Here is a 24,666-nt window from a genome sequence, read left to right on the forward strand (position 1 = left end):
ACCGCCATGACCGCATTTGACCGACGTACATTTCTCAAGCTGCTTGCCGCATCGGGCGCTGCCGCATCGTCCACGCTAATGAGCGACCTCGCGAGGGCGGCGGCCGGCCCCCTTACGGTCGGGATTCTGTATTCCGGCTCCAGGCAGGACTACGGATACAACCAGTCGCATGCATTGGCTGCCGCAGAGCTGAAAAAAGTCCCCGGGACCAAGGTCGTGGAGGAGGAGCGCGTACCGGAGACGATCGCCGCACAGCGCACCATGGAAGGGATGATCGTCCAGGACGGCGCCAGGCTGATCATTGCGACGTCGTTCGGCTACTTCAAGCCGCATGTGCTCGAGATGGCCAGGAAATACCCGGACGTCACGTTTGCGCACACGGGCGGTGTCTGGGCGCCCGGCATGCCGGACAACGTGGGCACGTTCTACGGATACATCTTCGCCGCCCAGTATCTCGCGGGCGTTACGGCGGGCCACATGACGAAGTCGAAGAAGCTGGGCGTCGTGGCGGCCAAGCCGACGCCGAACCTGATTCGCAGCATCGACGCATTCGCCCTGGGCGCCCGGTCGGTCGATCCGGGCATCAAGGTTCGCGTGATCTTCACCGGCGATTGGGTGCTTCCCGTGCGGGAAGCCGAATCCGCGAATTCGCTTGCCGACCAGGGCGTCGATGTCATCGCATGCAATGTCGACAGTCCCAAGGTCGTGGTCGAGACCGCGGAGAAGCGCGGCGTGATGTCCATCGGGTATCACTCGAGCCAGGCCGACGTCGCGCCCAAGGGCTTCCTGACCGGCGCGGAGTGGAACTGGATCATGCCGTACATGGAATACGTGAAAGGCGTTCAGGCGGGACAAAAGCCGGTTCACTATCTCCGCGGCGGCCTTGCCGAGAAGTTCGTCCGCAATACCGCGTTCGGCAGCGCGGTGCCGCAGAAGGTTCGTGACGCCGTCGCCAAGGTCCATGCCGAGCTGGTATCCGGCAGCCGCGTGATCTACTCCGGTCCTTTGTCGGACAACAAAGGCAATGTCGTGATTCCGGCCGGCACGGTCTATCGCGACAGCGATCGCGCGCTCGACACGATTCACTATCTCGTCGACGGCGTGATCGGCGAAGTCTAGGAGCCGCGATGAATCAGACCGTTATGGTGAAATCCGCCGCGACGATCGCGCGGCCCGGGCGCATGCATTCCGGCATCGCCTTTCCCGCCATTGCCGTTCTCGTGGCATCCGCGTTGTTCTCGCTTTTCGTCGCGTCGAGCGGAAACAATCCTGTCGACGTCTTCTCGCTGATTTTTGTCGGCGGCTTCGGCAGTGCGTTCGCCTGGCAGGACACGCTCGTTCGCGCATCGCCTCTGATCCTGGTCGGCCTCGCGGTTGCGTTGCCGGCGCAGGCCGGGATGGTGATGATTGGCGGGGAAGGGGCGCTGGTGCTCGGCGGGCTGGCCGGCGCCGTCGTGACGCTGCCGTTCGCCGGCGCATCGCCGTGGCTGATGCAAGCGGCCATGCTCGGCGCGGGTGTCGCGACCGGTGCGTTGTGGTTCGGCATTGCCGGCTTCCTCCGGCAGTACCGGGGGCTCAACGAGACCATCTCGAGCCTGCTGCTCTCGTACATCGGCATCGCGATCTTCCATCACCTGACGGAAGGCGCGCTCCGCGATCCGGCGAGCCTCGACAAGCCGTCGACGCACCCGATCGACCCGAGCTACATGCTGCCGGCCATCCCGGGCCTCAACGTGCATGCCGGACTGCTCGTGAGCGTCGCGCTTGCCGTTCTCGCGTATTTCGTCCTGAAGTATACGTTCGTCGGCTTTGCGCTTCGCGTGGTGGGCGGAAGCCCGAAGGTCGCCAGGATGATCGGGCTATCGGTGAATTGCTGGGTTGTCGGCATTGCCGCGATCGCCGGTGGCATGGCGGGTCTCGCGGGTGCGATCGAGGTGGCTGCCGTGCAAGGCACCGCGAATTCATCGTTGATCGTGGGGTACGGCAACAGCGGCATTCTGGTCGCCTTTCTCGCCCGGCAAAACCCGCTCGCCATCGTGCCGGTCGCCTGCCTCATCGGTGGCCTCCAGGCGAGCGGAAGCCTGCTGCAGCGCCGGCTCGACCTTCCCGACGCCACGATTCTGGTGTTTCAGGGCTTGATCTTCGTTTGCGTCCTGGTGGCCGACGCACTTTCTCAAACCTATGCTCAGGCGGACCGGAGGGGATGATGAGCGTGACTTCAATCGGTTGGGCGGCGTTGCCGCTGGCCATCCTGGGCGGGGCGATCCGCGTGTCGACGCCCTTCATTTTCGTCAGCCTCGGCGAATGCATCACCGAGAAATCCGGCCGTATCAATCTCGGCCTGGAGGGCAACCTCGTTCTGGGGGCGATGGCCGGCTATGCCGTCTCCTATCTGAGCGGATCGCCATGGCTCGGCGTCTTCGCGGCGGGACTCGCCGGCATGTTCCTGGGCGCCTTGCACGGCCTGCTGTGCAGCGTGAAGCGGGTGAACGACACCGCGATCGGCATCAGTCTCATGGTACTGGGCACCGGCCTCGCGTTCTACCTCGGCAAGCCGTATATCGAGCCGAAAGCGCCTTCGCTGCCGTCGATCGATCTCGGCCTCTGGTCGCACGTTCCGCAGCTGCGCGCGGCCCTCGACGTCAATGCACTGTTTCTCGTTGGGATCGCGCTGGCGTTCGGCATCTACGTGTTTCTGAACCGCACGGGATGGGGGCTGATGCTGCGAACCGTCGGAGACAGCGAGGACGCCGCGAGAGCCTTGGGATTTCCGGTGCTTCGCACGCGGATCCTCGCCACGATGACGGGCGGCTTTCTTGCCGGCATCGGCGGCAGCTTTCTTTCGCTGTCCTATCCCGGGAGCTGGAGCGAAGGCCTGTCGAGCGGGCAGGGCATCATGGCCGTCGCTCTCGTCATCTTCGCTCGCTGGCGCTCGCTGCGCGCCCTGTGCGCCTCGCTCCTGTTCGGGGGCGCCGGCGCAATCGGCCCCGCACTGCAGGGCATGGGCATCACCGGCTACTACTATCTGTTCAACGCGGCGCCTTACGTGTTGACGCTGGCGATCATGATCGCATCCAGTTCGCGCGCAGCGCCCTTCGCGGATGCGCCCGGCGAGCTCAACCTCCATCGTTAAATACGGCACTTCGCGATCGGCGAACCAACCAGGAGTTTGGCATGAGCGCACTCAGGCTCGACATCACGGACATGACCAGGCGCTTCGGAGCGGTGACCGCGCTGGATCGTGTTTCCCTATCGGTCAAGGCCGGCACCGTTCACGCGTTGCTGGGGGAAAACGGCGCAGGGAAAAGCACGCTCGTCAAATGCCTGGTCGGGTTTTATCAACCTGACGAAGGCGCGATTGCCGTCGACGGCGAGGCGAAACAGATCGCATCGCCGAAGGACGCGGATGCGCTGGGTATAGGCATGGTCTATCAGCACTTCACGCTGGTGCCGTCGATGACCATTGCGGAGAACCTGGTCGCGAGCGCGGCAAAGCTGCCTGGACTCATCAACTGGCGCCGTGAAATGGAACGGCTGAGATCGATTACGCACGGCTTGCCGTTTTCGATTGATCTTGATGTCCGCACTTCGCAACTGTCGGCGGGGGAAAAGCAGAAGGCGGAGTTGATCAAGCAGCTATATCTCGGCCGGCGCCTGCTCATTCTCGACGAGCCGACATCCGTCCTTACTCCTGACGAAGCGGAGCAGATCCTCGGCTATGTTCGCGAACTGGCGTCTACGGGCGTGCTCAGCGCAATCCTGATCACGCACAAATTCGACGAGGTGCGCAGATATACCGACAACGTCACGATCTTGCGAAAGGGGGCTGCGGTGCACCGTGGCGCCGTGCGCGATCTGTCGAACGGCGAGATGGCGGAAGCCATGATCGGAAGCCCTCGGGCACAGGAGAAAGAACGCAAGGCCAGACCGGTTTGCGCTCAGGAGCGGATCCTCGCCATTGAAAACCTGACGGTCAAGGGCGACATTGGCCTCGACGTGGTGAAGGGTATCGATCTTCACGTGAAAAAAGGCGAGATCGTCGGCGTAGCTGGGGTATCGGGCAATGGACAGACCGAAATGGTGGAAGCCCTGATGGGCCAGCGCAGCAGTCACGGGGCAATTCGCGTCGGCACGAAGCGATTCCATGGATCGCGCAAGGAGATTGCGGCGCTTGGTGTTTATGGGCTCCCGCAAGAGCCGTTGAAGAACGCCTGCGTGGCAAGCATGTCTCTGGCCGAGAACCTCGCTTTGCGGAATTTTGATCGGCCACCGATCCGCAAGGGATTCTTTCTGAATCGCAGGGCGATCCATGCCCAGGCCGCCCGCCTCGTGAAGCAATTCAAGGTCAAGGCGGGCGGGCTGGACGTCCGGATGAACACGCTATCGGGCGGGAACGTGCAACGCGCGGTGCTCGGGCGCGAGCTGACGCAGGACGTCCGGGTCCTCATCGCTTCGAATCCCACGTTCGGCCTGGATTTCCTGGCCTGCGAGGAAACGCACAATCGGATACTCGAAGCCCGCAATAGGGGAGCGGGGGTCTTGCTGATCTCGGAAGACCTCGACGAGCTGCTCCAACTCGTCGACCGCATTGTCGTGATGAGCGGCGGACGCATTGTCTACGAGGTGCCGGCGGAGCACGCGGAAAAACATATCATCGGCAACTACATGGCCGGCGATTCCATTCGTTAGCGACAAGCAGCGAGCAATCGTGATGACGAACATGGCGAACGTCGCAGGTCTGATGGCGATAACACACGGCTACAAGCCATCGATTCGTCAAGACGTGCTGGTCTTCGCGACTTGCTTCGCTGGGACATTCGTTCTGGTGGGCGCGGATTTCATAGCGGGATTCCTTCCTTACTACTACCTGACCATGTGGATCTTACTTTCGATCTATCTCGTCTACTTCATCGTGAGACTGATAAGTAGCGGGGCGATGTTCCGTGCGATGGCCATGGTCGTAGCCCTGGTCACTTCGCTCGCCATCGCGGGAATCTACGACTTCTACAAGATTCCGGGAGAAGAGACGAACGTTGTGTTCAATTTTTATACGCTGGCTCTGTGTTCGTGGGCGTACTTCATGGTGGCGATGTATTACGGCTACTGTGCGCTGGAGCGTGCACAAGACGGAAGGCAAGCGTTAGCGCGACCCGCCCCGTACGGTCGATAAGTGAAGAAGGTGACTCAGTTGAGAATCGGAATTCCGAAGGAGCAGAGGAGCGGTGAGCAACGCGTCGCTGCCACGCCCGAAACGGTCAAAAAGCTCGTCACGCAAGGATGTTGCGTTTCTGTCCAGCGCGGCGCGGGCTTGCCGGCAAGCTATATCGACGATGCGTTCGCTCAGGCGGGCGCGGAAATCGTCGATGCCGCCACGGCCTTATCCGCCGAGATCGTCCTCAAGGTGCAATCGCCCAGCGCAAGCGAGCTTGCGATGCTCAAGCCGGGCGCCGTGCTCATCGGCATGTGTTGTTGTTCGTTAATTATGCTAATGGTGTCCATACCTTGCGCTAATGAAAGACGAGCTGCAACCGCTTGTGCGGCGGGGCTGAGCGGGAATTTCTCGTTGACTTGTTGACGTTGCGCTTAAGCAACGTGCGACGGAATGTTCACTATTTTTGCTAGCGCGTTCGGCTTGTCCCTTAATTCTGCTAACGCGTATCGAGCTTGACGCGCGAGATCAGGCGAGAACAAACGACCCTGAACGTTGGAGTGTGTCGTAGATGACCCGCCGCAGCGTGAGGCCGACCAAGAATATGGCTTACGCTAAGCATTTTCTGCGGGTGACAGGCGGTCGTCCTCATCCATCCGGTGACCGTAGTCCGTAGGGAAATCGCGTCGCAAATGACGGGAATCAGCTGCGGACCCCAGCCGAGTTGCGTTAGCAGAATTTATGGACACTACTAGCGCTTCAATGAACGCCATTAGCATAATTAACGAACTCCAACAACTACGGCGCCCGGCATCGCAAGGGCTTCCGATCAGCAGCAGCATCGCCGAGTCCGCGGTGAACCAGGTTGTCAGCTACCGTATGGCCAAGAAGCGACAGATGCGCTGGACGGACGAAGGGGCGCACTGCATGGCGCAGGTCAGGGTTGCGGTTTTGAACGGGGAATTCTCGCCTCGTCGCATCTCGGCGTTCAAGATTGCCGACACGGATTACGGCAAATGCATCGGGCCAGCGTCGGCAGGCAGCCGCCGACGGACAGAACAGACCGTGCAACCGTGCCGTAAGCCAGGGATCCCTGACGAAATCTGCCTCCCCAACTTTTGCACGCTCTCTGGCTATCCGTGCTCGACAAGGAGAATGCCGCCGCTCGCAAAGGCATTTTCATGATCGACGGTCAGCGTGATTTTCGGCCACCATTGCGAACCGGACTTCGCGAACAGCTTGCTCTTTTCGGCACCCGCGATTTTGATTTCCACCAACGTAGCGCCCGTGTTCCGCCAGAGCCATTCGAGACCCGGCTTGTGCGGCTGGAGGCTTCCGTTCGGGGATATGCCGCCTTGCGGAAAAACCATCACGTTCGCGCCTTGCCCCTCTGCGGAGCGCTCGGGTCGTCAATCATGGTGAGGTTCCTTGGGTAAGGAGTCGGTCGGCCAGCTCGGCGAGGCCGCGTAGCGGCACACCGATCCATGCAGGTCGGTTGGCGGCTTCGTAGCAGACCTCGTAGGCGGCTTTTTCGAGCGTGAACAAATCGAGCAGCGCAGCGGCATCGGCGGGCGTGCGCCAGTCATGGCGGAGGTTCGCGGCAGCTTTGGCATAGGCCGCGCAAAATGCGTCCTGCGACACCGGCAGGACGCGTTCGATCAGTGTTTGCTTGCGAGCGCGGGCGGCGTCGGTCAAGTCGCCCAGACCGGTGCCGCCTGCGATTGCTGCGGCATAGTAGAAAGACCGCAGCATGCCGGCGACGTCGCGCAGCGGGCTGGTTTTCGCGCGGCGCTCGGCCAGTGCGCGGCCCGGTTCGCCTTCGAAGTCGATGAAATAAGCATCGCCCTGCGCGACCAGGACCTGGCCGAGATGCAGGTCGCCGTGAATCCGCATGCAGAGCGAGCCCTCGCCGCCTTCGGCGAGCTTGACCACGGCTTGCAGCAATGTCGCGCGCAGTCCGATCAGTTTGCCGGCCATCTCGAGCTCAGGCTGGCTCAGCACGCTGCCGCTATCCGCCTTCGCCGCCGCCAGCAGGGCCGACAGTACATCGAGCGCGCGCGCAATCTGCTGCTGCGCCGAGTCGGCCCATTCGCGCGCGTCGCCGGGGCCGGCGCAATACGGCGCGAAGGCCTGATCGTCGGTGTCGCGCGCGAGTACCGTGTGCAACTCACCCAGTCGCCGCCCGAGGATTTTGGCCATCCGCGCAAATTCGTCCAGTGCGCGGGCGACCGCATGGTTCAGGGCGTCGGTTGCCGCTGCGCTGACGATCGCGGTGTCGGTGGCGTCACCCGGTGCCAGCGGTTCGGCGCCGACCAGCGATGTATCGGCGACATCGGCGATGACACGGGCCAGCGCATCGAGCGTCCATCGCCAGGCATCGCCCTGATTGTCGATAAAGTCCTGGATCACCGCCAGCACGGTCGGCGTGCCATCCGGCGTGATGCGCGAAACCTCGCCGAGCAGCGGCGCAATATGGGCAAAGCCGGCATCGGTCAAGTAGCGGGCCATTTCCGCTTCCGGATGGATGCCCTGCAGGACCCGCCGGATCAACTTGAGTATCGCGCGCTCGCCGATCACCACCGAGCTGTTCGATTGCTCGACCGACAGGTAACGGATCTCCACGTCGTCCGCCAAGGTGACTCCGGCCATCCGCGAAGTCGGGATAAAGCGCAGCTCACCTTCGGCCTCGTTACTGCAGCTTAGTGTGGCGCCGGTCTGTGTCAGTTCGAACATGCGCAGCACGAAGCCGCGCAGCGCAAATGCGTCGGTCAGGAAGCCGACCTTGCGGCCGCGCCGCACGCGGGCCAACGCGAGTTGCTCCGGCAGCGCCGAGGCCGCTTCACCCTCGGCGACAAACCCGAATGGCAACACGTAGCGGGCGGTGTCGCGGCTCATGCGCGTCTCGATTTCGGCCAGCAGCATCGACTGCGTCGTGTTGCCTAGCTCGACTGCGACTGCGATCCGGGTCTGCTGCAGCTTTTCATTTTTTGCCGCGTACCAGCGACGCATCTGCAGGTAGGCCGGCAGGATGTCCTGTTCCAGCGTATGGCGTACCGGGGCGCGCAACACATCGGCGATGCCCTGGCGCAGCACCAGCGTTGTCAGTTCGGGCATGCTGGCGAGGCCGGCCGTGCGGAGCGCCAGGAGCTGCGGGTCGGTGCTCAGCACGAACCAATAAACAGCGTACGGTTGCAGCGTCAGCAGATAGGACAGTTGGCCGATCGGCGGGAACGCGGCGCCGCCTATCATTTCGACGGGTACGCGGCCGGCGAACGACGACATGTCGAGCTCGACCGCCTGTGAGGCGCGCGACATATTCGCCACGCACAGCAGCGTTTCTTCTTCGCCTGCGCTGCTGCCGCTGTCGGCGCCCGGCGCTTTGTAGTCGCGCAGATAGGCGAGCACCTTGCGGTTGTTCGGGTAAAGGATTTTCAGTGTGCCGCGACCGAAGGCGCGATGCTGGCTGCGCACTACCAGCATGCGCCGCACCCAGTTCAGCAGCGAGTGACGGTCGGCACTCTGGGCTTCGACGTTGACGGCCTCGAAGCCGTATAGCGGATCCATGATGGGCGGCAGCACCAGACTTGCCGGGTTCGCGCGCGAGAAGCCGCCGTTGCGGTCCGGCGACCATTGCATCGGGGTGCGCACACCGTCGCGATCGCCTAGATGAATATTGTCGCCCATGCCGATTTCGTCGCCGTAGTACAGCACCGGGGTGCCGGGCAGCGACAACAGCAGCGAATTCAACAATTCGACCCGGCGCCGGTCGCGTTCGACCAGCGGCGCTAGCCGGCGCCGGATGCCGAGGTTGATCCGCGCGCGCAGGTCCGGCGCGTAGAAATTCCACAAATAATCGCGTTCTCTGTCGGTCACCATTTCGAGCGTCAGCTCGTCATGGTTGCGCAGGAAAATCGCCCACTGGCAGTTCGGCGGAATATCCGGCGTCTGGCGAAGGATATCGGTAATGGGAAAACGGTCTTCCTGCGCCAGCGCCGCGTACATTCGCGGCATCAATGGAAAGTGAAACGCCATCTGGCATTCGTCGCCGGGCGCGTCTTTCTGCTCGGGGTCACCGCCGAAATACGGGCGCACGTCTTCGGGCCACATATTGGCTTCGGCGAGCAACAGCCGAGCCGGATAGCGCTGGTCGAGGTCGGCACGGATCTGCTTGAGGATCGCATGGGTCTCGGGCAGGTTCTCGTTCGACGTGCCTTCGCGTTCGACCAGATAGGGCACCGCATCGAGCCGTAGCCCGTCGACGCCGATGTCGAGCCAGAAACGCATCACCCCGAGCATCGCTTTCAGCACCTGCGGATTATCAAAATTCAGGTCCGGCTGGTGCGCATAGAAGCGATGCCAGTAGAACGCATTGGCCACCGCATCCCAGGTCCAGTTCGATTTTTCGGTGTCGCAGAAAATGATGCGCGTATCGCCGTACGCGTGGTCGTGATCGGACCAGACATAGTAGTCACGCGCAGCCGAGCCAGGCTTGGCCAGGCGGGCACGCTGGAACCACGCGTGCTGGTCGGAGGTGTGGTTGATTATCAGCTCGGTGATGATGCGCAGCCCGCGCTGGTGTGCTTCGGCGATAAAGCGACGCACGTCGGACATATTGCCGTAGTCCGGATGCACAGCGCGGTACTCGGAAATATCGTAGCCGTCGTCGCGGCGCGGGCTCGGGTAGAACGGCAGCAACCAGATGGTGTTGACGCCAAGCGTCGCAATATAGTCGAGCTTGGCGATCAGGCCGGGAAAGTCGCCGATGCCGTCGCCGTTCGCATCGAAAAACGATTTGACGTGCAACTGGTAAATGACCGCATCCTTGTACCAGAGCGGATCAAGGTCGGCGACGGTGACCTGTGCGGTCGCGCGTCCGCTCGCGCCGGCCGCTTCAGCGGCCGGCGCGTTCTTGTTGGTAGTGCCACGACGGGACATGCTTTGGGCTCTGGTGCAAATAGCGAAGGCGAGCGGGGCGCGGCCCGCTTGCTTATCATCTCAGCGAGCTGAAAGGACCGCCGTCCATACAGCGGGCGCAGGTATCTTTGAGGTGCAGCTTTGTGAGGTTGAACTGGCCTTTGCGAATGCGACGCACCAGCTCGATGCCGGAGACCGTAACGGCGGCGTTTTTGAAGCGCTTGAAACCGAGCATCGCATTGACCCTGCACTTGATGTTGCGATGATCCTGCTCGATCAGGCTATTCAAGTACTTCGACGATCGCAACGTCGTGCTCTCGGGCAGCAGGTCATCGGCTTTCATCTCGCGCACCGTGCGGTGTAACGCTGCATACCCGTCCAGGGTAATCACGACCGTCGAACAACTTGTCGATGCTTCTCAACTTACTCATCGGCTTGCCATGCGCTCGCCAAAACCCCGAGCGTAACCGATCCGCCCTCCTATTTGCACCAGAGCCAGCTGGATCAATGCGTTGGAATGATCGGTCAGTCCGACGCCGGGGCGCCCGCATCACCGGTTTCAGCCGCGTCGTGAACCGCCATCTCCTTCTCGACGAGCGCACGGGCCTTGTGCCAATACTCGTCTGCGCACCCTTCAAGGCAACCGTCCTGTTGCCAAAGTTCGTACGCGCGCGCACGGATTTTTTCTTCCATTGTCATATCGCTCATTGCAATAGTCTCCGTTAGTCGCAGGGACGGGAGGGGAGTACACATAGCGAGCGCCGCACCCGTGCCGCAGCTAGCTTCGAAGCAGTCACCGGTACCGTCCATCAGAGCAGCATAAGCCTGTTGCGTGCTGTTGAAAAGCGGAAGCAGCTCCGTCTGCTGTGTCCGCACTACTCGTAGGAGTATCCTCCGCACTGAGGCCAATCTCCTTACCAGTTCATGCGATGCCTGTTACCGGTCTCGCGATGACGGCGATCGTCGTCGGCATGCAGGTACTGGCTGGTGGTGGTGAGCGACGCATGGCCAAGGTTGTCGCGCACCAGACGCAGATCGACCTGCTGGTCGACCATGTGCGAGCCTGCGCTGTGGTGCAGCCAGTGCGCCGAAGCGCGCTCCAGTTGGGGTGCCGTCATATTTCGACGAGAAGTAGGAGAACCCCGGATTGCGCGGCCGCAGGCGGAGTGTGTAAGATGAAACGACGTCAGCGCTCCTAGCGCGATGTGTGTGTTCTTGCCGCAGGAATGTCTGCGGCTTTTTTTATGCATTCGGAAAGGTTGTCCTGCGTCTGCCGCTACCTATCGCTAGACATGTGCGCCTTTAGCCTCGGCGATTTCGAGAGCATTCTCGTGGATCCATCCGACAGCCCATCTGTTCGAGAACGCGATTGCTTCAGCATCAGTCCCAAAATCCGGAAGGTTGATGGCCGCGAAGATTTCTGTCTCTTCATGGGTAGCGGGTTGGACCTGAAAAATCCGCGCTTGCGCAAAGAAGCGACCGACTGAGAAGGCAGGAATGCTATCGACGCGGAAGTTGCGGTAAGTGACTCCCATGGTGGACCTCCATTGAGTGAGTCGCCGCACCGTTAGTGTGGAAGCGCCTTAAGTGTACGTCGTTCCAAAACTGCGTAGGCTAGTGGTTTGCGAGTCTCATAGCCCTATGAGCCCGGCCAACGTTTTTGCGCGTGCTTATGTTTTTAAAGAATTTGCGTCAGCCTGCAAAGTCGTTTTGACGGGTAGTGCGAGGCGCGCACCCTCGATCGGCGGGAGTCGGCCAGAAGCTGCGACGCGCTTTTTACAGAGCTTTCAAATCGGGCAAAAGTCGGTCGAATTCCCGTTTTACCACGGCGTAGCACTCGCACACGCGCTTTTCGAGCTTTGGCCTGTCTAGCACCTCGATATGGCCATGGGAGTAGCGAATCAGCCCCGCATCCTGCAGTTTCAAGGCCGCTTCGCTCACGCCGGCTCGCCGGACACCGAGCATGTTGGCAATCAACTCCTGCGTCATCTTTAGCTCATTCGAACCCAGGCAATCGAGACTGAGTAGCAGCCAGCGGCACAGTTGCTGATCGATCGAATGGTGCCGGTTGCAGACCGCGGTCTGCGCCATCTGCGTGATCAGCGCCTGGGTATAGCGCAGCAACAGTCGTTGTACCGGCCCGGCCCGCAGGAACTCCTCTTTCAGAACCCGGGCATCCAGTCGATACGCCTGCCCCGCACTTTGCACGACCGCCCGGTTTGGCGTGGTCTCACCGCCCATGAAGAGCGCGATGCCGATGAGCCCTTCCTTGCCCACAATTGCAATCTCAGCCGATGCGCCGTCCTCCATCACATACAGCAACGATACGATGGAGGTCGTTGGAAAATAAATGTGGTCCAGGCGATCGCCTGACTCGTACACAGCCTGCCCCAGTGGCATATCGACCAGCACCAGATGCGGGGAAAGGCGTGCCCACTCGGCTTCGGGCAGAACCGCAAGCAGGTGATTTCCGTTGGGATGATGCTCGTCCGGCATGTGTCACTCCTAGACGCCCTGTCCGGCGCCGCCGTGTATTCGTAGAGTCATGCTGAACAATATCAGGTATTGGGGACAGGTGGGGTGACTCAGAAAGCATTGATTTGACCCGTAAACTGTTGATCCTGGTCGGTGGGCCTTTTGTCTTTTTACAGCGAACCTGGTATTAGCAAACAGGAAGTGTGCTGAGAAATGTGCCAGAGCCCTCAGAGCCGTGAGGCGGATGGCGGGTATCCGACGCACAACATCCGTCGGTTCGGGCGCTACAAGCTGCACCTCGATCGCACGTCTCACCCTGGGGACGAAGGCTCGTCACTGATTGGTCGTCGCTTTAGTGACGCGCATCGCCGGGAGGCAGAGCCGGTCTTAGCCCGCAAGTGCGCCGGAAGGGTTCGTTTTCGTACTGCCTTGCTGTACAAAAAAGGTCGCTCATCGAAGGGTTGATGGCGGCCTGAACGCACGTCTCGAGAGCCGCAGTCGGCCCTGAAAACAATCATGCTGCCAGCGCAACAAATCTGTTTGTACGGTAGTGGGCACGTTCATCGGCCAGATTTAAGCGCCACCTCAATCCCTCCACCGCATAGGCGACGGCGGCATATTGCCCGTGGCGCGAGATGGCGCACAAGTCTCTCGCGGCGTCACTCCTTCGCGGCGGCACCAGAGATCCGCTTAACGTGCGGTGCGATGAGTCTATCGAAGCAGTTCAGAGTTACGATGATAAGAAGCAGGGCTAATACGACAAGCTGCCCAACCAGGAAAACCGGCACGGCAAATATGGCCCACAGCACCAATTTGAGCATCTGGCCCCCCTGGATTGTGCGATAGGTCGACGGAAGCTGGCGGCGACCTTAGCGGCTCGTTCCGAGGGCTTGCTGTCAACCCTCGAAAGCATCATATCGCGACCCGTCAGATCTGTTTGTACGGTAGTGGACGCAGGCCGCCGACGGGCTGGGAGACGCGCCAGGTGCAGCGCTGACACGCAGAGACAATGAGGCCCGCAAAGCCGTTGCAAAGCGGGAGGGTTGAGCGCGAAGTGTTGACGGGTCAGGCCGAAGCTCGAGAGAAACGCCAAAGAATGGATGGCGAGGCGTGAGGGCGTGTGCAATCGGGCGCCGTGCTGGAATCACGTAGGCAGCCAGGATCCCGAGGACTGCAGGTCGTTGACCGCTATCGTACCGACGTGCCACGTCGCATGTAAGAACATTGTGTTCCACCCTGCGCGCTCCAGCGATTTTCGGGTCGCTCTCGCGAGGCAGGCATTCGCGGGCAGCTGGTTACTGGCGTAACCCGGCAAGTCTTTGTTGTAACGGAACGCCAGATGCCGCAGCGCATCACGCAGCCGTGATGGATGAAATGATCGAACGTCCTTTCCGGCAAACGGCCGTCGCCTTTCTCAACGGCTATCCGTCCATTGATGACCCTGTCGACGCGCCGCAACTGAAGGATCAGATTCTGGCGGTCGTGGCGCACGAGCTTCGCGGACCCTTGAGTCCGCTGCGCCTCGCCAGCCAGCTTATCCGCAGGGTGTCGGCGGATCGGCCAGAAGTGGTTCGGTCGATTGACGTGATCGACCGCCAGATCTGCCAGATCGCCCGCCTTGCTGACGATCTGATGGACGCCACGCGAGCCGGCCACGGCGCGCTCCGCGTACACAGGACGTGCGTTGACCTCATCGACGTTCTGGCTGATCCGTTCGAGGCGGCTGCACTGGCAGCGGCCAAGCGCGGCCAGATACTCACCCTGCAGGTTCCGGACAGGGCGCTACGCGTTGAGGGCGATCCGGTCCGTCTCGCGCAGGCCATCCACAACCTGCTGCACAACGCCGTGAAATACACGCCGGCGGATGGTCGCATCACAGTGACCGCGCGCGCGGAGGGCAAAGACCTCGTTGTATCTGTCAAGGACAATGGACTGGGCATATCGGGCGCGCTCCTGCCACATGTCTTCGACCTCTTCGCTCAAGCCAGCCGGACGCTTGCGGCGAGCGCCGGTGGGTTAGGCGTGGGCCTTGCCGTCGTGAAGGCGATTGCCGAGGCGCACGGCGGCACGGTGACGGCGACCAGTGCCGGCCCCGGTACCGGCAGCGAATTCACGCTCCGGCTGCCCATCGTCACTAACTCTAGTCAGAATGTCTGCCTGCCCGGTCCGGATACCCGATAGCTCGATCCACTACGCTATTTCTGAATAGGTCCGGCTTTTCATGTGGAAACATGATTCCGGCGCCATCGCTTCGTTTTGGAAAGCTGTCCAGGCGCCGATCAACCCGCGGCGGCACGTCGCAACACCGGGCGCCTTGATGCCTGAAGGAGTGACGTATAGCTGTCGACGTAATTCTGCGCCATCGTTCTGGCACCGAAGCGACGTTCGAACTGGGCGCGGATTTCCGTACGTGACAGCTCATCAAGACGTTGCAGCACACTTACGGCACCCTGCAGGTCTTCGCAGATATAACCGGTGATGCCTTGGTCAATCACTTCGGGTACCGAGTCACGATTGAATGCAATCACTGGGGTACCGCACGCCATCGCCTCGATCATGACAAGGCCGAACGGCTCGGACCAGTCGATCGGGAACAGCAGCGTCTTCGCACCCGAGAGGAACGCGGGCTGCTGCTCGTTGATTTCGCCAAGGAATTCGACGTGCGCCTGCGACATCAGCGGCTCGATCGTGGACTTGAAGTATTCCTGGTCGGTCTTGTCTATCTTGGCGGCGATTTTCAACGGCAGACCGCCTTGTGCAGCGATCCTGATGGCGAGATCGGGGCGTTTCTCCCGACACATACGGCTGAGGAAAGCGAGGTACTGCGGCTCCTTCTGCGTTTGCGGCATGAGCAGCTCTTCCGGCAGACCGTGATGAATGGTGTCCAGCCAGTTTGCCTGCGGCAGCGGCAAACGTGATGAAGCGGAGATCGACACGACCGGCGCCTTCGGAAACGTATCGAACACGGCCTGCAGTTCCGGCAGGTCGAGGCGGCCGTGGAGCGTTGTCACGGACGGCGTGTCGAGCTGGGAGAACAGCGAGAACGGCAGATCGTCGAGGTGGAAGTGCAACACGTCGAATTCGTGGGCGACACGGCGCACCTGTTCAAGCATCAGCATGTGCGGGGCGAGCACATCGCGGGTCGACGGGGCGAGGCGCAATGCACGCGGCCAGGCCGCTTCGAGCGTCGCCTTCGTGTGCGAGTCACCACTTGCGAACAGGGTCACGTCGTGCCCCAGGTCAACGAGCGCCTCGGTGAGGTAGGACACCACGCTGAAAGATCGGCGGCAATATTGATCGTATTCGCCACGAGCAGGAGAATAACCGTGCCTTAGAGCCCGCTTGTTTTGTACCAGGTGATGCGGCTCGCCAGCCTTGAAGCGTTCGAGCCGCTCGCCCGTTCCAGCCTGGATTACCGTCCAATGCCCATCTCAGGCAAGGCCCTACGCTTGCTGCCTTTGTTCGACGCGGCCGTCTAATGTACAGGCTCGCCCACCCGATCGGACATGAGCAGCGGGACGGATCGAGTGAAGGGCGTTGACCGCTACCGTACAGACGTACCCTGCCGCAGGTGAGAACGTAGAGTTACACCCTGCGCGCGCCAACGATTCCCGGGTCGTTCCCGCGAGGCAAGTATTCGCAGACAGCCGGTGACCGGCGCAACGTAGCACGTCCTTGTTGTGACAGAACGCCAGAAGCCACGGCACGTTCCGCCAGTTGGTCGCGACCCAGGCGTCGCGCGGCTGTTGAAGGGGTGTCGAACTTAAGGAGGGCATCATGTACAACGCTTACTTTGCCAAACCAACCTTCTGCATCGCACTGTGCGCGGCCCTGTCTCTGAGTGGGTGCGTGGCCCCTGGCGGAAGCATGCCTTACGGTTCGAATCCAGCGCAGCCAACCTATGAGCAACCGACGTACGCCCAGCCGACTTATGTGCAGCCCACATATCCACAGCCAGTCGATAGCGGAAACAGCTATCGAAATTCACCTCCGGCAAGCTCCGCTTACGGTCTTCAGTACGGGGTTATTTCGACAATTCAGCCTCTCGCGAGCGCCAACGCGCTGAGCCCGGGCAGCGTAATGGGCACAGTGGTGGGTGCAGTTGTCGGCGGTGTGGTCGGCAATCAGTTTGGGGGCGGACGCGGCCGCGACGTCGCGACCGTGGTGGGTGCGCTTGGGGGGGCGGTGGCCGGAAATCAGATCGGACAACAGTACAGCAGTTCGACACCGAGCGCTTACCGAATCGTTGTGCAGGTCAATGACGGCTCGTCACGCTCGTTCGATGTCGCCAACCCCGGCGATCTCCGTCCGGGCGACCGTGTGCGAATTGACGGTAACCGGCTGGACCGTTATTGAGTGGTCGGCATGCCAGTGTCGCAGACTCCAGCACTTCATCGAGCTTGTTGATCGGAGGGGAGGTGGAAACTGACTGCATTGACGCCTTCACTGCGAAGTATGCGACTTTCGCGACCGTCTGCCGTTGCGACGAACGTTGCCGCCGCGCCACTGCTCGCTGACAAACATCAGCGGAGACCGGCACTTGTCGAGGCATCGATACTTGAGCGAACTGAATTGATACGCGCCTGCGAGCCCCAATATGGAGGCACCGAGGATCCACCCATGCTACGCCAATCCGGGAGAAGACGTTCGAGCCCGACGGGCGGATGGCCGCTCCGGGGTCGACTTGCGACAGACGCGACCCGGTCGAAGGCACCATCAGTCGGCGTGGTGCGCCATCCAATCATCGTCGTTTTCACCCGATACCGCCTCAGCTGAGCACATCTGACAGGGTCGATCGCCAGAAAATGGCGAGCGAAAAATCGATGCTGGACCGATAAATAACGTTATCAGTCCGTCTCTGATTTTGAACTAAACTGCCGATCATGAAAACGCGTGACACCTTACCCGTCGACCACACCGGCCCAAACTTCCCGGACGAAGCCGAACTCGCGGCGCTGCGCGGGTGGTACGCCGGCCTGGACGCGCGGGCCGCCATTGCCCGCTACTTGGGGGATCGGCGATCAGCCGGAGCGTCGTCGCGCGGCGTGCTCGGCCGGATTCGCCGCCGGCTCGTCGCGTACGCGCAGGCGCGCCATCGCGGGGATCTGGCGGGCGTCTTCGTCGATCGCGCGACGACAGCATCGGCGGATCGGGTGGCCGGCGCAATCGAGACGCTGCGCAATCTGCCGGTGCCCGTACCGATGATCGTCGATCCGGTCGACCTGTGGCTGCCCGCACGCATTGCCGAGGCTCTACATGCCCACGGCATCCGGACGCTGGCCGACCTGACCGTGCGGATTCCGCGACGGCGGCGCTGGTGGTCGGTGATCGCCGGACTCGGTGCTGCAGGCGCACGCCGCATCGAGGCTTTCTTCGCCGCGCATCCCGCGCTGACCGAACGGGCGCGCGCGTTGATCGTCGCGGCGCCGTCCGGCAGCATTGTGCCGTGGGAGCAGTTGCGTGTGCCGCACGAGGTCGACGGCTCGCGCGGACAGTTCCGCGCCCCGGCGGACGCCTGCCTGCTCAAGGCTTCGAATGACTATGAGGCGGTTCAGTCCTGGCTGTCACTGCACGAGTCGGCGGCCACACAGCGCGCTTACCGGAAAGAAGCCGAACGCCTGATTCTGTGGGCGATCGTCGAGCGCGACTGCGCACTGTCGTCGCTCACCACCGACGATGCGATCGCCTACCGGAGTTTCCTGCGGCGGCCGACGCCGCGTGAACGCTGGATCGGACCGTCGCGACCGCGACACAGCGTCGAATGGCGGCCGTTCATCGGCCCGCTTTCGGCACGCTCGGCGGCGTACGCGCTGAACGTCCTGTCGGCGCTGTTTCGCTGGCTGGTCGAGCAGCGTTACCTGCTCGCGAATCCGTTCGCCGGCGTCAAGGTCAAGAGCCACGCACGGCGTGCCGGACTGGACGTATCCCGAGGTTTCTCCGAAGGCGAATGGCTGCTGATCCGCACGCTCGCCGATGGCCTCGAGTGGTCGTACGGCTGGAGCGTGCCGGCGGCGCAGCGCCTGCGCTTCCTACTGGACTTCGGCTATGCGACCGGCCTGCGCGCGAGCGAGCTGGTCGGCGCGACGCTCGGCGACATCCGCCGCGACGAGCACGGCGATCACTGGCTGCACGTGCTCGGCAAGGGCGGCAAGCTCGGAAAGGTGGCGTTGCCGTCGCTCGCCCGCACCGCGCTCGATCAGTCTCTCGTGCAGCGCGGACTGCCCGTAACACCAGCGCGTTGGGACCCGGCGATGCCTCTCGTCGCGAGTCTCGATGAGGATGGCGCGGGCATCGAAAGCACGCGGCTGTGGCGCGTGCTGAGGCGATTCTTCGTGCTGGTGGCCGATGCGATCCAGGACGAACGGCCGGCAACCGCTGAGAAGCTGCGGCGCGCCAGCCCGCACTGGATGAGACACACGCACGCGTCGCACGCGCTCGCGCGCGGCGCCGAGCTGATCATGGTGCGCGACAACCTGCGCCACGCGTCGATCTCGACGACGTCGACCTATCTGCATAGCGACGAGGTGCAGCGAGCGCGGCAGTTCGATCAGGCATTCGAGGCGCGAAAGGCCTAAAGTATGAGCGCGTCGATCGCAAATTGGCCAAATGAGGCGGCCTGGTGACGAACGAGGTCGCGATTGTGCCGCCACAACGACCAAGGTTTTGCAATGGGATACTCGATTCGAACATTTCTGATCACGCCGGACGACGTCATCCGGAAGATCGGAATGACGCGTTACTGGAACATGCTCGGTACTCCGGACAGTGACTGCCTTCCGGAGTTTGCGGATCAGCGCGTGCGCCTCGCAAACCTGACCATTGAGTTGGTGGACCGCAAGCCCGTGCACGTGATCAATCGGGATTTTGTGATTGTCACTTTTGATGCTCAGGGCCGTCTCAATGTCGGTCAGATCATGCAGCGAGGTAGCTCGCTGTTTGAAGTCTTCATGGCCTCCAACCTGAGCCGTTACGACAAGAAAGGCACTGCGAAGGTTGTCGATGCGACGGCCCGCTTTACCGTACAAGGAAGTCAATGGACGCCAACACCGGCCTTGAGCCAGGCCCTTGACGAGGCAGCACTGGGGTTGCGACGGCGCCCTGGCATTTAGGCGGATAGACGCTTATGGCGATCCGCGCATAAGCCGGGCGCATTTCATAACCAAAAGGCTTATGATAGAAAATTGCGCTTACCTTGTTCATACCCCTCTTGTCTTCGCCATTTTCCGTTGAATGATCAGCATCAACGGAAGGCTGCAACGATAGGGCCGCCTTTTGGGCGGCCTTATCGTCTACCTGGAGAGCGCACAGTACGGTTCGAACGCCCCTCGCAACTCAGGAGACATCCCGTCAGGTCGACGAGTTGCCTTCAACGGTCGTCGGCATCGCGACCCGCAGACGCCGGCCGAGGCGGGTTTACGGTTATGGCGGCACCAGTAAGTACCCAGGCCCGCTGGCTGGGCGCGAACCGCGGCGCCAGGGAGCCGTCATTGATTTCGCGCGTGACGGCAAAGCGACGGAACGAAGTCGCCGGTAAGAACAGGCGGGAATTGTCCGGGAACCCATCGCTGGGAGTATCCACGTCTCCCTCGCGTGCCGATATTACGCCGTCGCCATTGGTATCGACCCGTTTGACTTCGGCCACATAGGCGTCGTACAAGCGCTGCGGGAATGGCGTGCCCTGCTCGAACGATGCCACTCGCACATAGGTGTCCAGGTAGATTTCGTGGGCCAGCCCGCTCGGGATGAAGCGCTGGCGGTATTCCCGCTGGTTATCGACGTTCGCGTCGAATCGGTCGGGGTCGCGCGGACCCGCACCACCCAGCGGAGCCGCATTGTTCGGATCGTCACCATAGTCGATCGGACTGTTCTTCACGCCTGCCGGTCCGGAGCCGGGAATCAGTGACGAGAGCGCGCCAACTTTGCCGGCTTCAAAGGTACCGGGGATACCGCCGGTAAAAGGCAACTCGTAGAGTGGATGGATCCAGTTGGTCGTGTAGTTGAATTCCCAGTAGCCGTGACAATCAGACTGCTGCATGCAGTTAAGCGCCCCCATGCTTAGCTGGATCGGCACGATATTGGTCTGGCGGTCGGGGAAGTGGTCGGAAGCGTCGGGCAAATGCGGTGCCCTGCCATCCATTGTGAATAGCCGGCCCGGCACGTTGTTGTGTGTACCCATCTCCCGCAAGGCGGCCGCGTCCGCGGCTGTCATTGTGCCGAACTGGGCGTGCCCGTCGGGTCGGGGTGGTGCGACATCCGGCACGTGTAAATCGTGGATCATCCAGCCCTCGTACCAGCCGCTTTCGTTGTTAATCACAAACAGATATGACAGGTCGGTAAATACATCGATGAAGGCACGAACGTTGTTGGGATCAGTGGGCAGCCCAGGCTTCGGTTCGACCACCAGGCGCACCGCACCGATGGTTGGCAAGCCGCAGTTGGCGCCAGTTGCCGTCAGCATCGCCTGGTCGTTGATGCCCGGGAATCGTGTCGTGAACGGATTGGGTTCGAATCCTGTTGTGGACAGCAGGTAATACTGGAACAGCTGGCTGGGTTTGTCGGCCTCGGCAAAGGCCTGAATGGGCAAATAGGAATGGGGCCGCTCGGCCATCCTTTGGAGGAGATCCTGCAGCGGATCCGGCAGGTGCGCGATGTCACCGCGCTGACGCACCAGCAAGCCGTCAGCGGCAGCGTTCGGATTCGGATGGCAAGGTGGCGGCGGCTGTTCCGCGCATGCCTGGCCTGCGGCCAACGCGGCGATGAAGGCGGCAGCGGACAGGCTGGCAGCACGAGAAACCAGTGGTCTGAAGCTGCGGGGCTTGAATAACGATTTCATGATTGCTCCTGAGGTTGACCCGCTTCGACGGACAGATCTGCAGTTAGGTAATGATGTGTGGCTTAACCTCCATTGAAAGTTGAGTCGCGGGGTGTCCATGGTCGGGCAGCGGGTCGCCTGTCACAGGGCATGACGCTGCCTCGCGGTGGGCAACCCGCGATGCGATGTGGCTGGGTGAAATCGGCAAATCGGATGCCGTGAGAAACGTGTTGAGTAAACGGGTTGGAGAATGAGATATTCCGGGCGCGGCTAAAGAATGCAGCGGCAGTCATAGCTGTCGGAGTCCATTGTGCGCTCGTGGAAAGCTTTTCGAGGTCGACAACCGGCAGTAACAGTGCCCGCTGTCGCTCGGAGTTCGTCGCCGCGACCTGTATGGAAACCATGCCTCGCGCGGATTGCGTCGCGACGGGCGACGGGAGATTTACAAGTTGGCGATAAGACCGCGTCGTTATCGCATCCGGATTGTTCAGCTACGCATGGGGTGGGTTTCATAACAAAGCAAGTTTATGAAGCAAGCGCGTATGACGCGCTCCGCGTACTTGCCACAACATCGGGCTGTATTCTCGAACTACCTTAAGGCAGGCTGAAGAAGTCGCAGTTCGTCGTCGCAGCAGCAGTAAAGTTGCGTCAAGTTGCAGGCGTAACGGCGTCGCCGTAGTTTGATCGCGCCACGTCGCCCTGGGCGGAAGAACGATTGCTTCCAATGGCGCGTTTGCGCGCGCCGTGAGATCCGGACCTGCTTGCCGCGCGATTCATTTTTGTCGCACCGGAAGAGCGGACGCTCGACATGGGTTGTTACGGTGGCGCACCCTGACGTTGGTTTTGAAGACGGCGCGTTTTTTTGCCGCGCTGGTGCGCATGTATGAGCAAGTGTTGATGTTCGTTAATTCCGATAGCCATGTTCATAGTTTGCGCTAGTGAAAGAAAGCTCGTGGCCCGCCTCAAATAAGGCTGGCAGCGCGGAAGTCTGCCTACGCTGCCGTTGCGTTTCAGCAACGCATGTTCCGCCGTGTGTCCGCTAATTTTGCTAGCGCCGCCGAAGTGTCCGTCATTTCCACTAATGCGGCTGTTTAGCTTCTCAGCAGAAAAGGACTGGCTCGGCCGGAGTGGGCGTAAATTTCAGCAGTCGTTGCCGCCACCATATGTTGGCGTACACAAACCTCGCTAGCCGTGTTCACAGGTTTGCGAGCGGCGGAAAACGCTGTATCCCTTGCTGGGGAAGGGCAATCCGGCGATCTGGGGCGACTCGGCGTCTGTTGCAGTTGCACAACAATCGCGCTGCATACTGTTCAGTAACTCCGCTAGCGCGCCTTGCTGGCAGGCGTATCAAAAACGCCGATGAGGCGTGTCGAGCAAGCGCGCTGATGCGCGGAATCCAGTTCGACGTTCGATGATTGAGCATTTCGAGAAAGTTTGCGCCCGCTTGCAATCGTTGCTTTCGCAAGCGTGACGAGGAAACAGATCTACCCCTTCCATGAAGGACTATTCTGGCTTTCCAGTCGTCGCCGAGTCGATGGCGAATATGCTGGACCGAGATCAGTGCCGCACAAAACCACGTTCGCTTCAGCGTAGCGACGCACAATGCTCCGATTCAATTCCTCGGTCGTATGCAAGCTGCGCTAGCAGAGTTTGTGATCACGTTAGCGCCGCTGTGAACACGGCTAGCGCTAGTTGTGATCTCCTACACCAACTCATGGAAACGGAACAGCGGCGCGCTGCTGTGGATCAGCTGAAGGAGCAAAGATGGAAGCTCATCAAGCTTGAAGACGAACGCTCCAGGCTTCAGGACCGGATCGCCATGCTTGGCGACAACGGTCGCGCGGATTTGGAGTTCAACAAGTTGAGGTTGCGGATCCGTGAACTGACGGTCAAATGGATGGATGTCCTGAATACACCCAATGTCTCGCGTGACATCGAGATCGACCTGGATTTTCGATTCAGGTTTGGTCACGAGCCGGTAGATATTATCGGCGGCAGCACGAAGAGTCGGTTGATTCTGGCAATCCACGCAGCTCTTTTTGAACACTATCTGACGATTTGAAGAGGTTTCTCGACGCCCTGTGTCTTGTCTGCGATGAGTACAGCGGCCAGGTACTCATATCTGCGTCGGAATATAGACATGCGATTCGCGACGATGACAAGGAGTGGCTGCCAACGTACGACGGTGTCGAGAAGAAAATGTACCTTGGTTCACCAAAACAGGATGCCTAAGCCTGAGTGGCTCAAGGTGATCGCGCAGTCATTGGTGGGCGCGTATGCGATAGGGGCGGCGACCCGACTGGGCCAGGCAATGATATCCCCTCGTTCCCGTCCATGCGGCTCGAGTAGCTGTAGGCGGATGCGCTACGGTCCAATACTGCATGGGCGAGAACGAAACCGCCCCTTGCCCGAACGACTTCGGCGTGGGCGTGGGCGCGCAGCGCCGAAGCCCCATCGCTTAGAGCAATTTGGCCGCGGACCGCATGCGGCGCTTTCGCTCCTTTTTCAATGCGCGCAGTGTGGCCTGATGTACATCCGCATCCGGGAAAATTTCCGGGTGAGCGCTAAGCAAGGCCTCACTGGTGACAATATCGTTGAGCGCACCAAAACGCCTGTGAATCTCGCCTAAGCTTTTTAATGGTTTCAACTCCCGCTTTGTGAGCATGGGACCGAAAAATTCGAGCAGACAGCGGACCTTTTTTCCGGACTTGCGCACCTCATGGAGGGCATAGGCGCGGCGTTTCGCTCGGGCGGCTGCGCGCATCTGCCCGTGAAGTGCGCGTTGTGCAGATGCCAGCCGCTTGCTCGCGAATTTCGTCAACAATGTCGAATCGCCGGTGGCATTTATGGCTCTGTTTGCATCCGCAACTGCATTTTGCAGGGCCGCACTGGCATCCTCGTGCGAGAGCGAGCGTCGGCTGGTTTCCAAGGCTTGTTTCCGCGCATTCATGAGGCGAGCGGTCGGAGTGAAAGCATTCGGGGCAGTTCGGCCATGGAGCTCAATCGCGATGTCCCAATCGCGAGTCCCTCCTGCCGCGTCCGCAAGTTGCTTGAATAGCGCCCGTTGATTCTCTTCAACTTGCAGATCTAAGAGCGGCCGGTATGCCCAGAACAGCGCTCTCAATCGCCTCAGCGCCACACGCAATCGATGCAGGACTTCTGCGTCAGGGTTTGTGCTCAGCTAGCGAGTTGGAAACAGCATTGGCCGTCTACCCGCGCAACAAAGGCCATAAGCGGTCTGGTGCCTTATTTGCATGTTCGTTAGCTCGGAACGCCACAATCGGTAAGCGTGAGGTCCAGCACTCGAACCGATTGC

Annotated in this window: 20 protein-coding genes and 4 pseudogenes; 12 read left to right on the top strand and 12 right to left on the bottom strand. The window is 61.0% G+C overall.

Annotated elements, in window-relative coordinates:
• Positions 1 to 6 precede the first annotated feature (6 nt).
• The 7 genes and pseudogenes from WN982_RS26235 to WN982_RS26265 all read left to right on the top strand — a co-directional run.
• Positions 7 to 1,119, top strand: a complete 1,113-nt coding sequence (locus tag WN982_RS26235) for a BMP family ABC transporter substrate-binding protein (RefSeq protein ID WP_341318530.1) — start codon at positions 7 to 9, stop codon at positions 1,117 to 1,119.
• Between the two features lie 8 nt (positions 1,120 to 1,127).
• Positions 1,128 to 2,207: an ABC transporter permease gene (locus WN982_RS26240; RefSeq protein ID WP_341318531.1), complete on the top strand. Its 1,080-nt coding sequence runs from the start codon at positions 1,128 to 1,130 to the stop codon at positions 2,205 to 2,207.
• A complete protein-coding gene (locus WN982_RS26245) occupies positions 2,207 to 3,133 on the top strand; it encodes an ABC transporter permease (protein WP_341318532.1) in 927 nt (308 codons plus the stop codon). The genes WN982_RS26240 and WN982_RS26245 overlap by 1 nt, the downstream gene beginning before the upstream one ends.
• Positions 3,134 to 3,204: 71 nt before the next feature.
• The gene (locus WN982_RS26250) at positions 3,205 to 4,689 is read left to right on the top strand and encodes an ABC transporter ATP-binding protein (protein ID WP_341319427.1); all 1,485 of its coding nucleotides are present in this window, start codon (positions 3,205 to 3,207) and stop codon (positions 4,687 to 4,689) included.
• Positions 4,690 to 4,708: 19 nt separating this feature from the next.
• Positions 4,709 to 5,170, top strand: coding sequence for a hypothetical protein (locus WN982_RS26255; protein WP_341318533.1), 462 nt, complete (start codon positions 4,709 to 4,711; stop codon positions 5,168 to 5,170).
• A gap of 18 nt (positions 5,171 to 5,188) precedes the next feature.
• Positions 5,189 to 5,464: pseudogene (locus WN982_RS26260) on the top strand (NAD(P)(+) transhydrogenase (Re/Si-specific) subunit alpha); the annotation flags it as partial.
• Between the two features lie 513 nt (positions 5,465 to 5,977).
• Positions 5,978 to 6,334, top strand: a pseudogene (locus WN982_RS26265) (hypothetical protein); the annotation flags it as partial.
• Here the strand turns inward: WN982_RS26265 and WN982_RS26270 are convergent.
• From WN982_RS26270 to WN982_RS26305, 8 genes and pseudogenes are all read right to left on the bottom strand, one after another.
• Positions 6,283 to 6,519 (bottom strand): hypothetical protein, encoded by a 237-nt coding sequence (locus tag WN982_RS26270; protein WP_341319603.1) that lies wholly within the window; start codon positions 6,517 to 6,519, stop codon positions 6,283 to 6,285. The pseudogene WN982_RS26265 and the gene WN982_RS26270 overlap by 52 nt on opposite strands.
• A 43-nt stretch (positions 6,520 to 6,562) precedes the next feature.
• On the bottom strand, positions 6,563 to 10,084 hold the full coding sequence (treS, locus tag WN982_RS26275; RefSeq protein WP_341318534.1) for a maltose alpha-D-glucosyltransferase: 3,522 nt from the start codon (positions 10,082 to 10,084) through the stop codon (positions 6,563 to 6,565).
• Between the two features lie 55 nt (positions 10,085 to 10,139).
• The gene (locus WN982_RS26280) at positions 10,140 to 10,406 is read right to left on the bottom strand and encodes a DDE-type integrase/transposase/recombinase (protein WP_341318535.1); all 267 of its coding nucleotides are present in this window, start codon (positions 10,404 to 10,406) and stop codon (positions 10,140 to 10,142) included.
• Between the two features lie 182 nt (positions 10,407 to 10,588).
• The gene (locus tag WN982_RS26285) at positions 10,589 to 10,771 is read right to left on the bottom strand and encodes a DUF2934 domain-containing protein (protein WP_341318536.1); all 183 of its coding nucleotides are present in this window, start codon (positions 10,769 to 10,771) and stop codon (positions 10,589 to 10,591) included.
• 206 nt (positions 10,772 to 10,977) lie between these two features.
• Positions 10,978 to 11,166 (bottom strand): annotated as a pseudogene (locus WN982_RS26290) (tyrosine-type recombinase/integrase); the annotation flags it as partial.
• A gap of 183 nt (positions 11,167 to 11,349) precedes the next feature.
• On the bottom strand, positions 11,350 to 11,598 hold the full coding sequence (locus WN982_RS26295; RefSeq protein WP_341318537.1) for a hypothetical protein: 249 nt from the start codon (positions 11,596 to 11,598) through the stop codon (positions 11,350 to 11,352).
• Between the two features lie 241 nt (positions 11,599 to 11,839).
• Positions 11,840 to 12,559, bottom strand: a complete 720-nt coding sequence (locus tag WN982_RS26300) for a Crp/Fnr family transcriptional regulator (protein ID WP_341318538.1) — start codon at positions 12,557 to 12,559, stop codon at positions 11,840 to 11,842.
• 638 nt (positions 12,560 to 13,197) lie between these two features.
• Complete coding sequence (locus tag WN982_RS26305) at positions 13,198 to 13,359, bottom strand: hypothetical protein (protein WP_341318539.1); 162 nt, start codon at positions 13,357 to 13,359, stop codon at positions 13,198 to 13,200.
• Positions 13,360 to 13,903: 544 nt separating this feature from the next.
• On the opposite strand from WN982_RS26305, the gene WN982_RS26310 reads away from it, so the two are divergent.
• On the top strand, positions 13,904 to 14,719 hold the full coding sequence (locus tag WN982_RS26310; protein ID WP_341318540.1) for a HAMP domain-containing sensor histidine kinase: 816 nt from the start codon (positions 13,904 to 13,906) through the stop codon (positions 14,717 to 14,719).
• A 98-nt stretch (positions 14,720 to 14,817) separates the two neighbouring features.
• On the opposite strand, the gene WN982_RS26315 is transcribed toward WN982_RS26310, so the two are convergent.
• Entirely contained in the window at positions 14,818 to 15,810 is a 993-nt protein-coding gene (locus tag WN982_RS26315; protein ID WP_341318541.1) for a glycosyltransferase family 4 protein, read from the bottom strand.
• A gap of 505 nt (positions 15,811 to 16,315) precedes the next feature.
• On the opposite strand from WN982_RS26315, the gene WN982_RS26320 reads away from it, so the two are divergent.
• A complete protein-coding gene (locus WN982_RS26320) occupies positions 16,316 to 16,894 on the top strand; it encodes a glycine zipper 2TM domain-containing protein (RefSeq protein WP_341318542.1) in 579 nt (192 codons plus the stop codon).
• Positions 16,895 to 17,017: 123 nt separating this feature from the next.
• On the opposite strand, the pseudogene WN982_RS26325 reads toward WN982_RS26320, so the two are convergent.
• Positions 17,018 to 17,200: pseudogene (locus tag WN982_RS26325) on the bottom strand (DUF2182 domain-containing protein); the annotation flags it as partial.
• A gap of 221 nt (positions 17,201 to 17,421) precedes the next feature.
• Between WN982_RS26325 and WN982_RS26330 the strand changes: the two are divergent.
• Both WN982_RS26330 and WN982_RS26335 read left to right on the top strand, forming a co-directional pair.
• Entirely contained in the window at positions 17,422 to 19,113 is a 1,692-nt protein-coding gene (locus WN982_RS26330; RefSeq protein ID WP_341318543.1) for a phage integrase family protein, read from the top strand.
• A gap of 93 nt (positions 19,114 to 19,206) precedes the next feature.
• Positions 19,207 to 19,647: a hypothetical protein gene (locus tag WN982_RS26335; RefSeq protein ID WP_341318544.1), complete on the top strand. Its 441-nt coding sequence runs from the start codon at positions 19,207 to 19,209 to the stop codon at positions 19,645 to 19,647.
• 257 nt (positions 19,648 to 19,904) lie between these two features.
• Here the strand turns inward: WN982_RS26335 and WN982_RS26340 are convergent, their stop codons facing one another.
• Positions 19,905 to 21,371: a hypothetical protein gene (locus WN982_RS26340; protein WP_341318545.1), complete on the bottom strand. Its 1,467-nt coding sequence runs from the start codon at positions 21,369 to 21,371 to the stop codon at positions 19,905 to 19,907.
• Positions 21,372 to 23,064: 1,693 nt separating this feature from the next.
• On the opposite strand from WN982_RS26340, the gene WN982_RS26345 reads away from it, so the two are divergent.
• A complete protein-coding gene (locus tag WN982_RS26345; RefSeq protein WP_341318546.1) occupies positions 23,065 to 23,412 on the top strand; it encodes a hypothetical protein in 348 nt (115 codons plus the stop codon).
• A gap of 396 nt (positions 23,413 to 23,808) precedes the next feature.
• On the opposite strand, the gene WN982_RS26350 is transcribed toward WN982_RS26345, so the two are convergent.
• Positions 23,809 to 24,531 carry a CHAD domain-containing protein gene (locus WN982_RS26350; protein ID WP_341319428.1) on the bottom strand — a complete coding sequence of 241 codons (723 nt, stop codon included), beginning with the start codon at positions 24,529 to 24,531 and terminating at the stop codon, positions 23,809 to 23,811.
• Positions 24,532 to 24,666 lie beyond the last annotated feature (135 nt).

The organism is Paraburkholderia sp. IMGN_8 (genome assembly GCF_038050405.1).
GTDB lineage: Bacteria > Pseudomonadota > Gammaproteobacteria > Burkholderiales > Burkholderiaceae > Paraburkholderia.

Coding starts and splice junctions, on each gene's coding strand:
- WN982_RS26235 (WP_341318530.1), top strand. CDS start 7: ATGACCGCATTTGACCGACGTACATTTCTCAAGCTGCTTGCCGCATCG.
- WN982_RS26240 (WP_341318531.1), top strand. CDS start 1,128: ATGAATCAGACCGTTATGGTGAAATCCGCCGCGACGATCGCGCGGCCC.
- WN982_RS26245 (WP_341318532.1), top strand. CDS start 2,207: ATGAGCGTGACTTCAATCGGTTGGGCGGCGTTGCCGCTGGCCATCCTG.
- WN982_RS26250 (WP_341319427.1), top strand. CDS start 3,205: ATGACCAGGCGCTTCGGAGCGGTGACCGCGCTGGATCGTGTTTCCCTA.
- WN982_RS26270 (WP_341319603.1), bottom strand. CDS start 6,519: ATGGTTTTTCCGCAAGGCGGCATATCCCCGAACGGAAGCCTCCAGCCG.
- treS (WP_341318534.1), bottom strand. CDS start 10,084: ATGTCCCGTCGTGGCACTACCAACAAGAACGCGCCGGCCGCTGAAGCG.
- WN982_RS26280 (WP_341318535.1), bottom strand. CDS start 10,406: ATGAAAGCCGATGACCTGCTGCCCGAGAGCACGACGTTGCGATCGTCG.
- WN982_RS26285 (WP_341318536.1), bottom strand. CDS start 10,771: ATGAGCGATATGACAATGGAAGAAAAAATCCGTGCGCGCGCGTACGAA.
- WN982_RS26295 (WP_341318537.1), bottom strand. CDS start 11,598: ATGGGAGTCACTTACCGCAACTTCCGCGTCGATAGCATTCCTGCCTTC.
- WN982_RS26300 (WP_341318538.1), bottom strand. CDS start 12,559: ATGCCGGACGAGCATCATCCCAACGGAAATCACCTGCTTGCGGTTCTG.
- WN982_RS26305 (WP_341318539.1), bottom strand. CDS start 13,359: ATGCTCAAATTGGTGCTGTGGGCCATATTTGCCGTGCCGGTTTTCCTG.
- WN982_RS26310 (WP_341318540.1), top strand. CDS start 13,904: ATGGATGAAATGATCGAACGTCCTTTCCGGCAAACGGCCGTCGCCTTT.
- WN982_RS26320 (WP_341318542.1), top strand. CDS start 16,316: ATGTACAACGCTTACTTTGCCAAACCAACCTTCTGCATCGCACTGTGC.
- WN982_RS26330 (WP_341318543.1), top strand. CDS start 17,422: ATGAAAACGCGTGACACCTTACCCGTCGACCACACCGGCCCAAACTTC.
- WN982_RS26335 (WP_341318544.1), top strand. CDS start 19,207: ATGGGATACTCGATTCGAACATTTCTGATCACGCCGGACGACGTCATC.
- WN982_RS26340 (WP_341318545.1), bottom strand. CDS start 21,371: ATGAAATCGTTATTCAAGCCCCGCAGCTTCAGACCACTGGTTTCTCGT.
- WN982_RS26345 (WP_341318546.1), top strand. CDS start 23,065: ATGGAAACGGAACAGCGGCGCGCTGCTGTGGATCAGCTGAAGGAGCAA.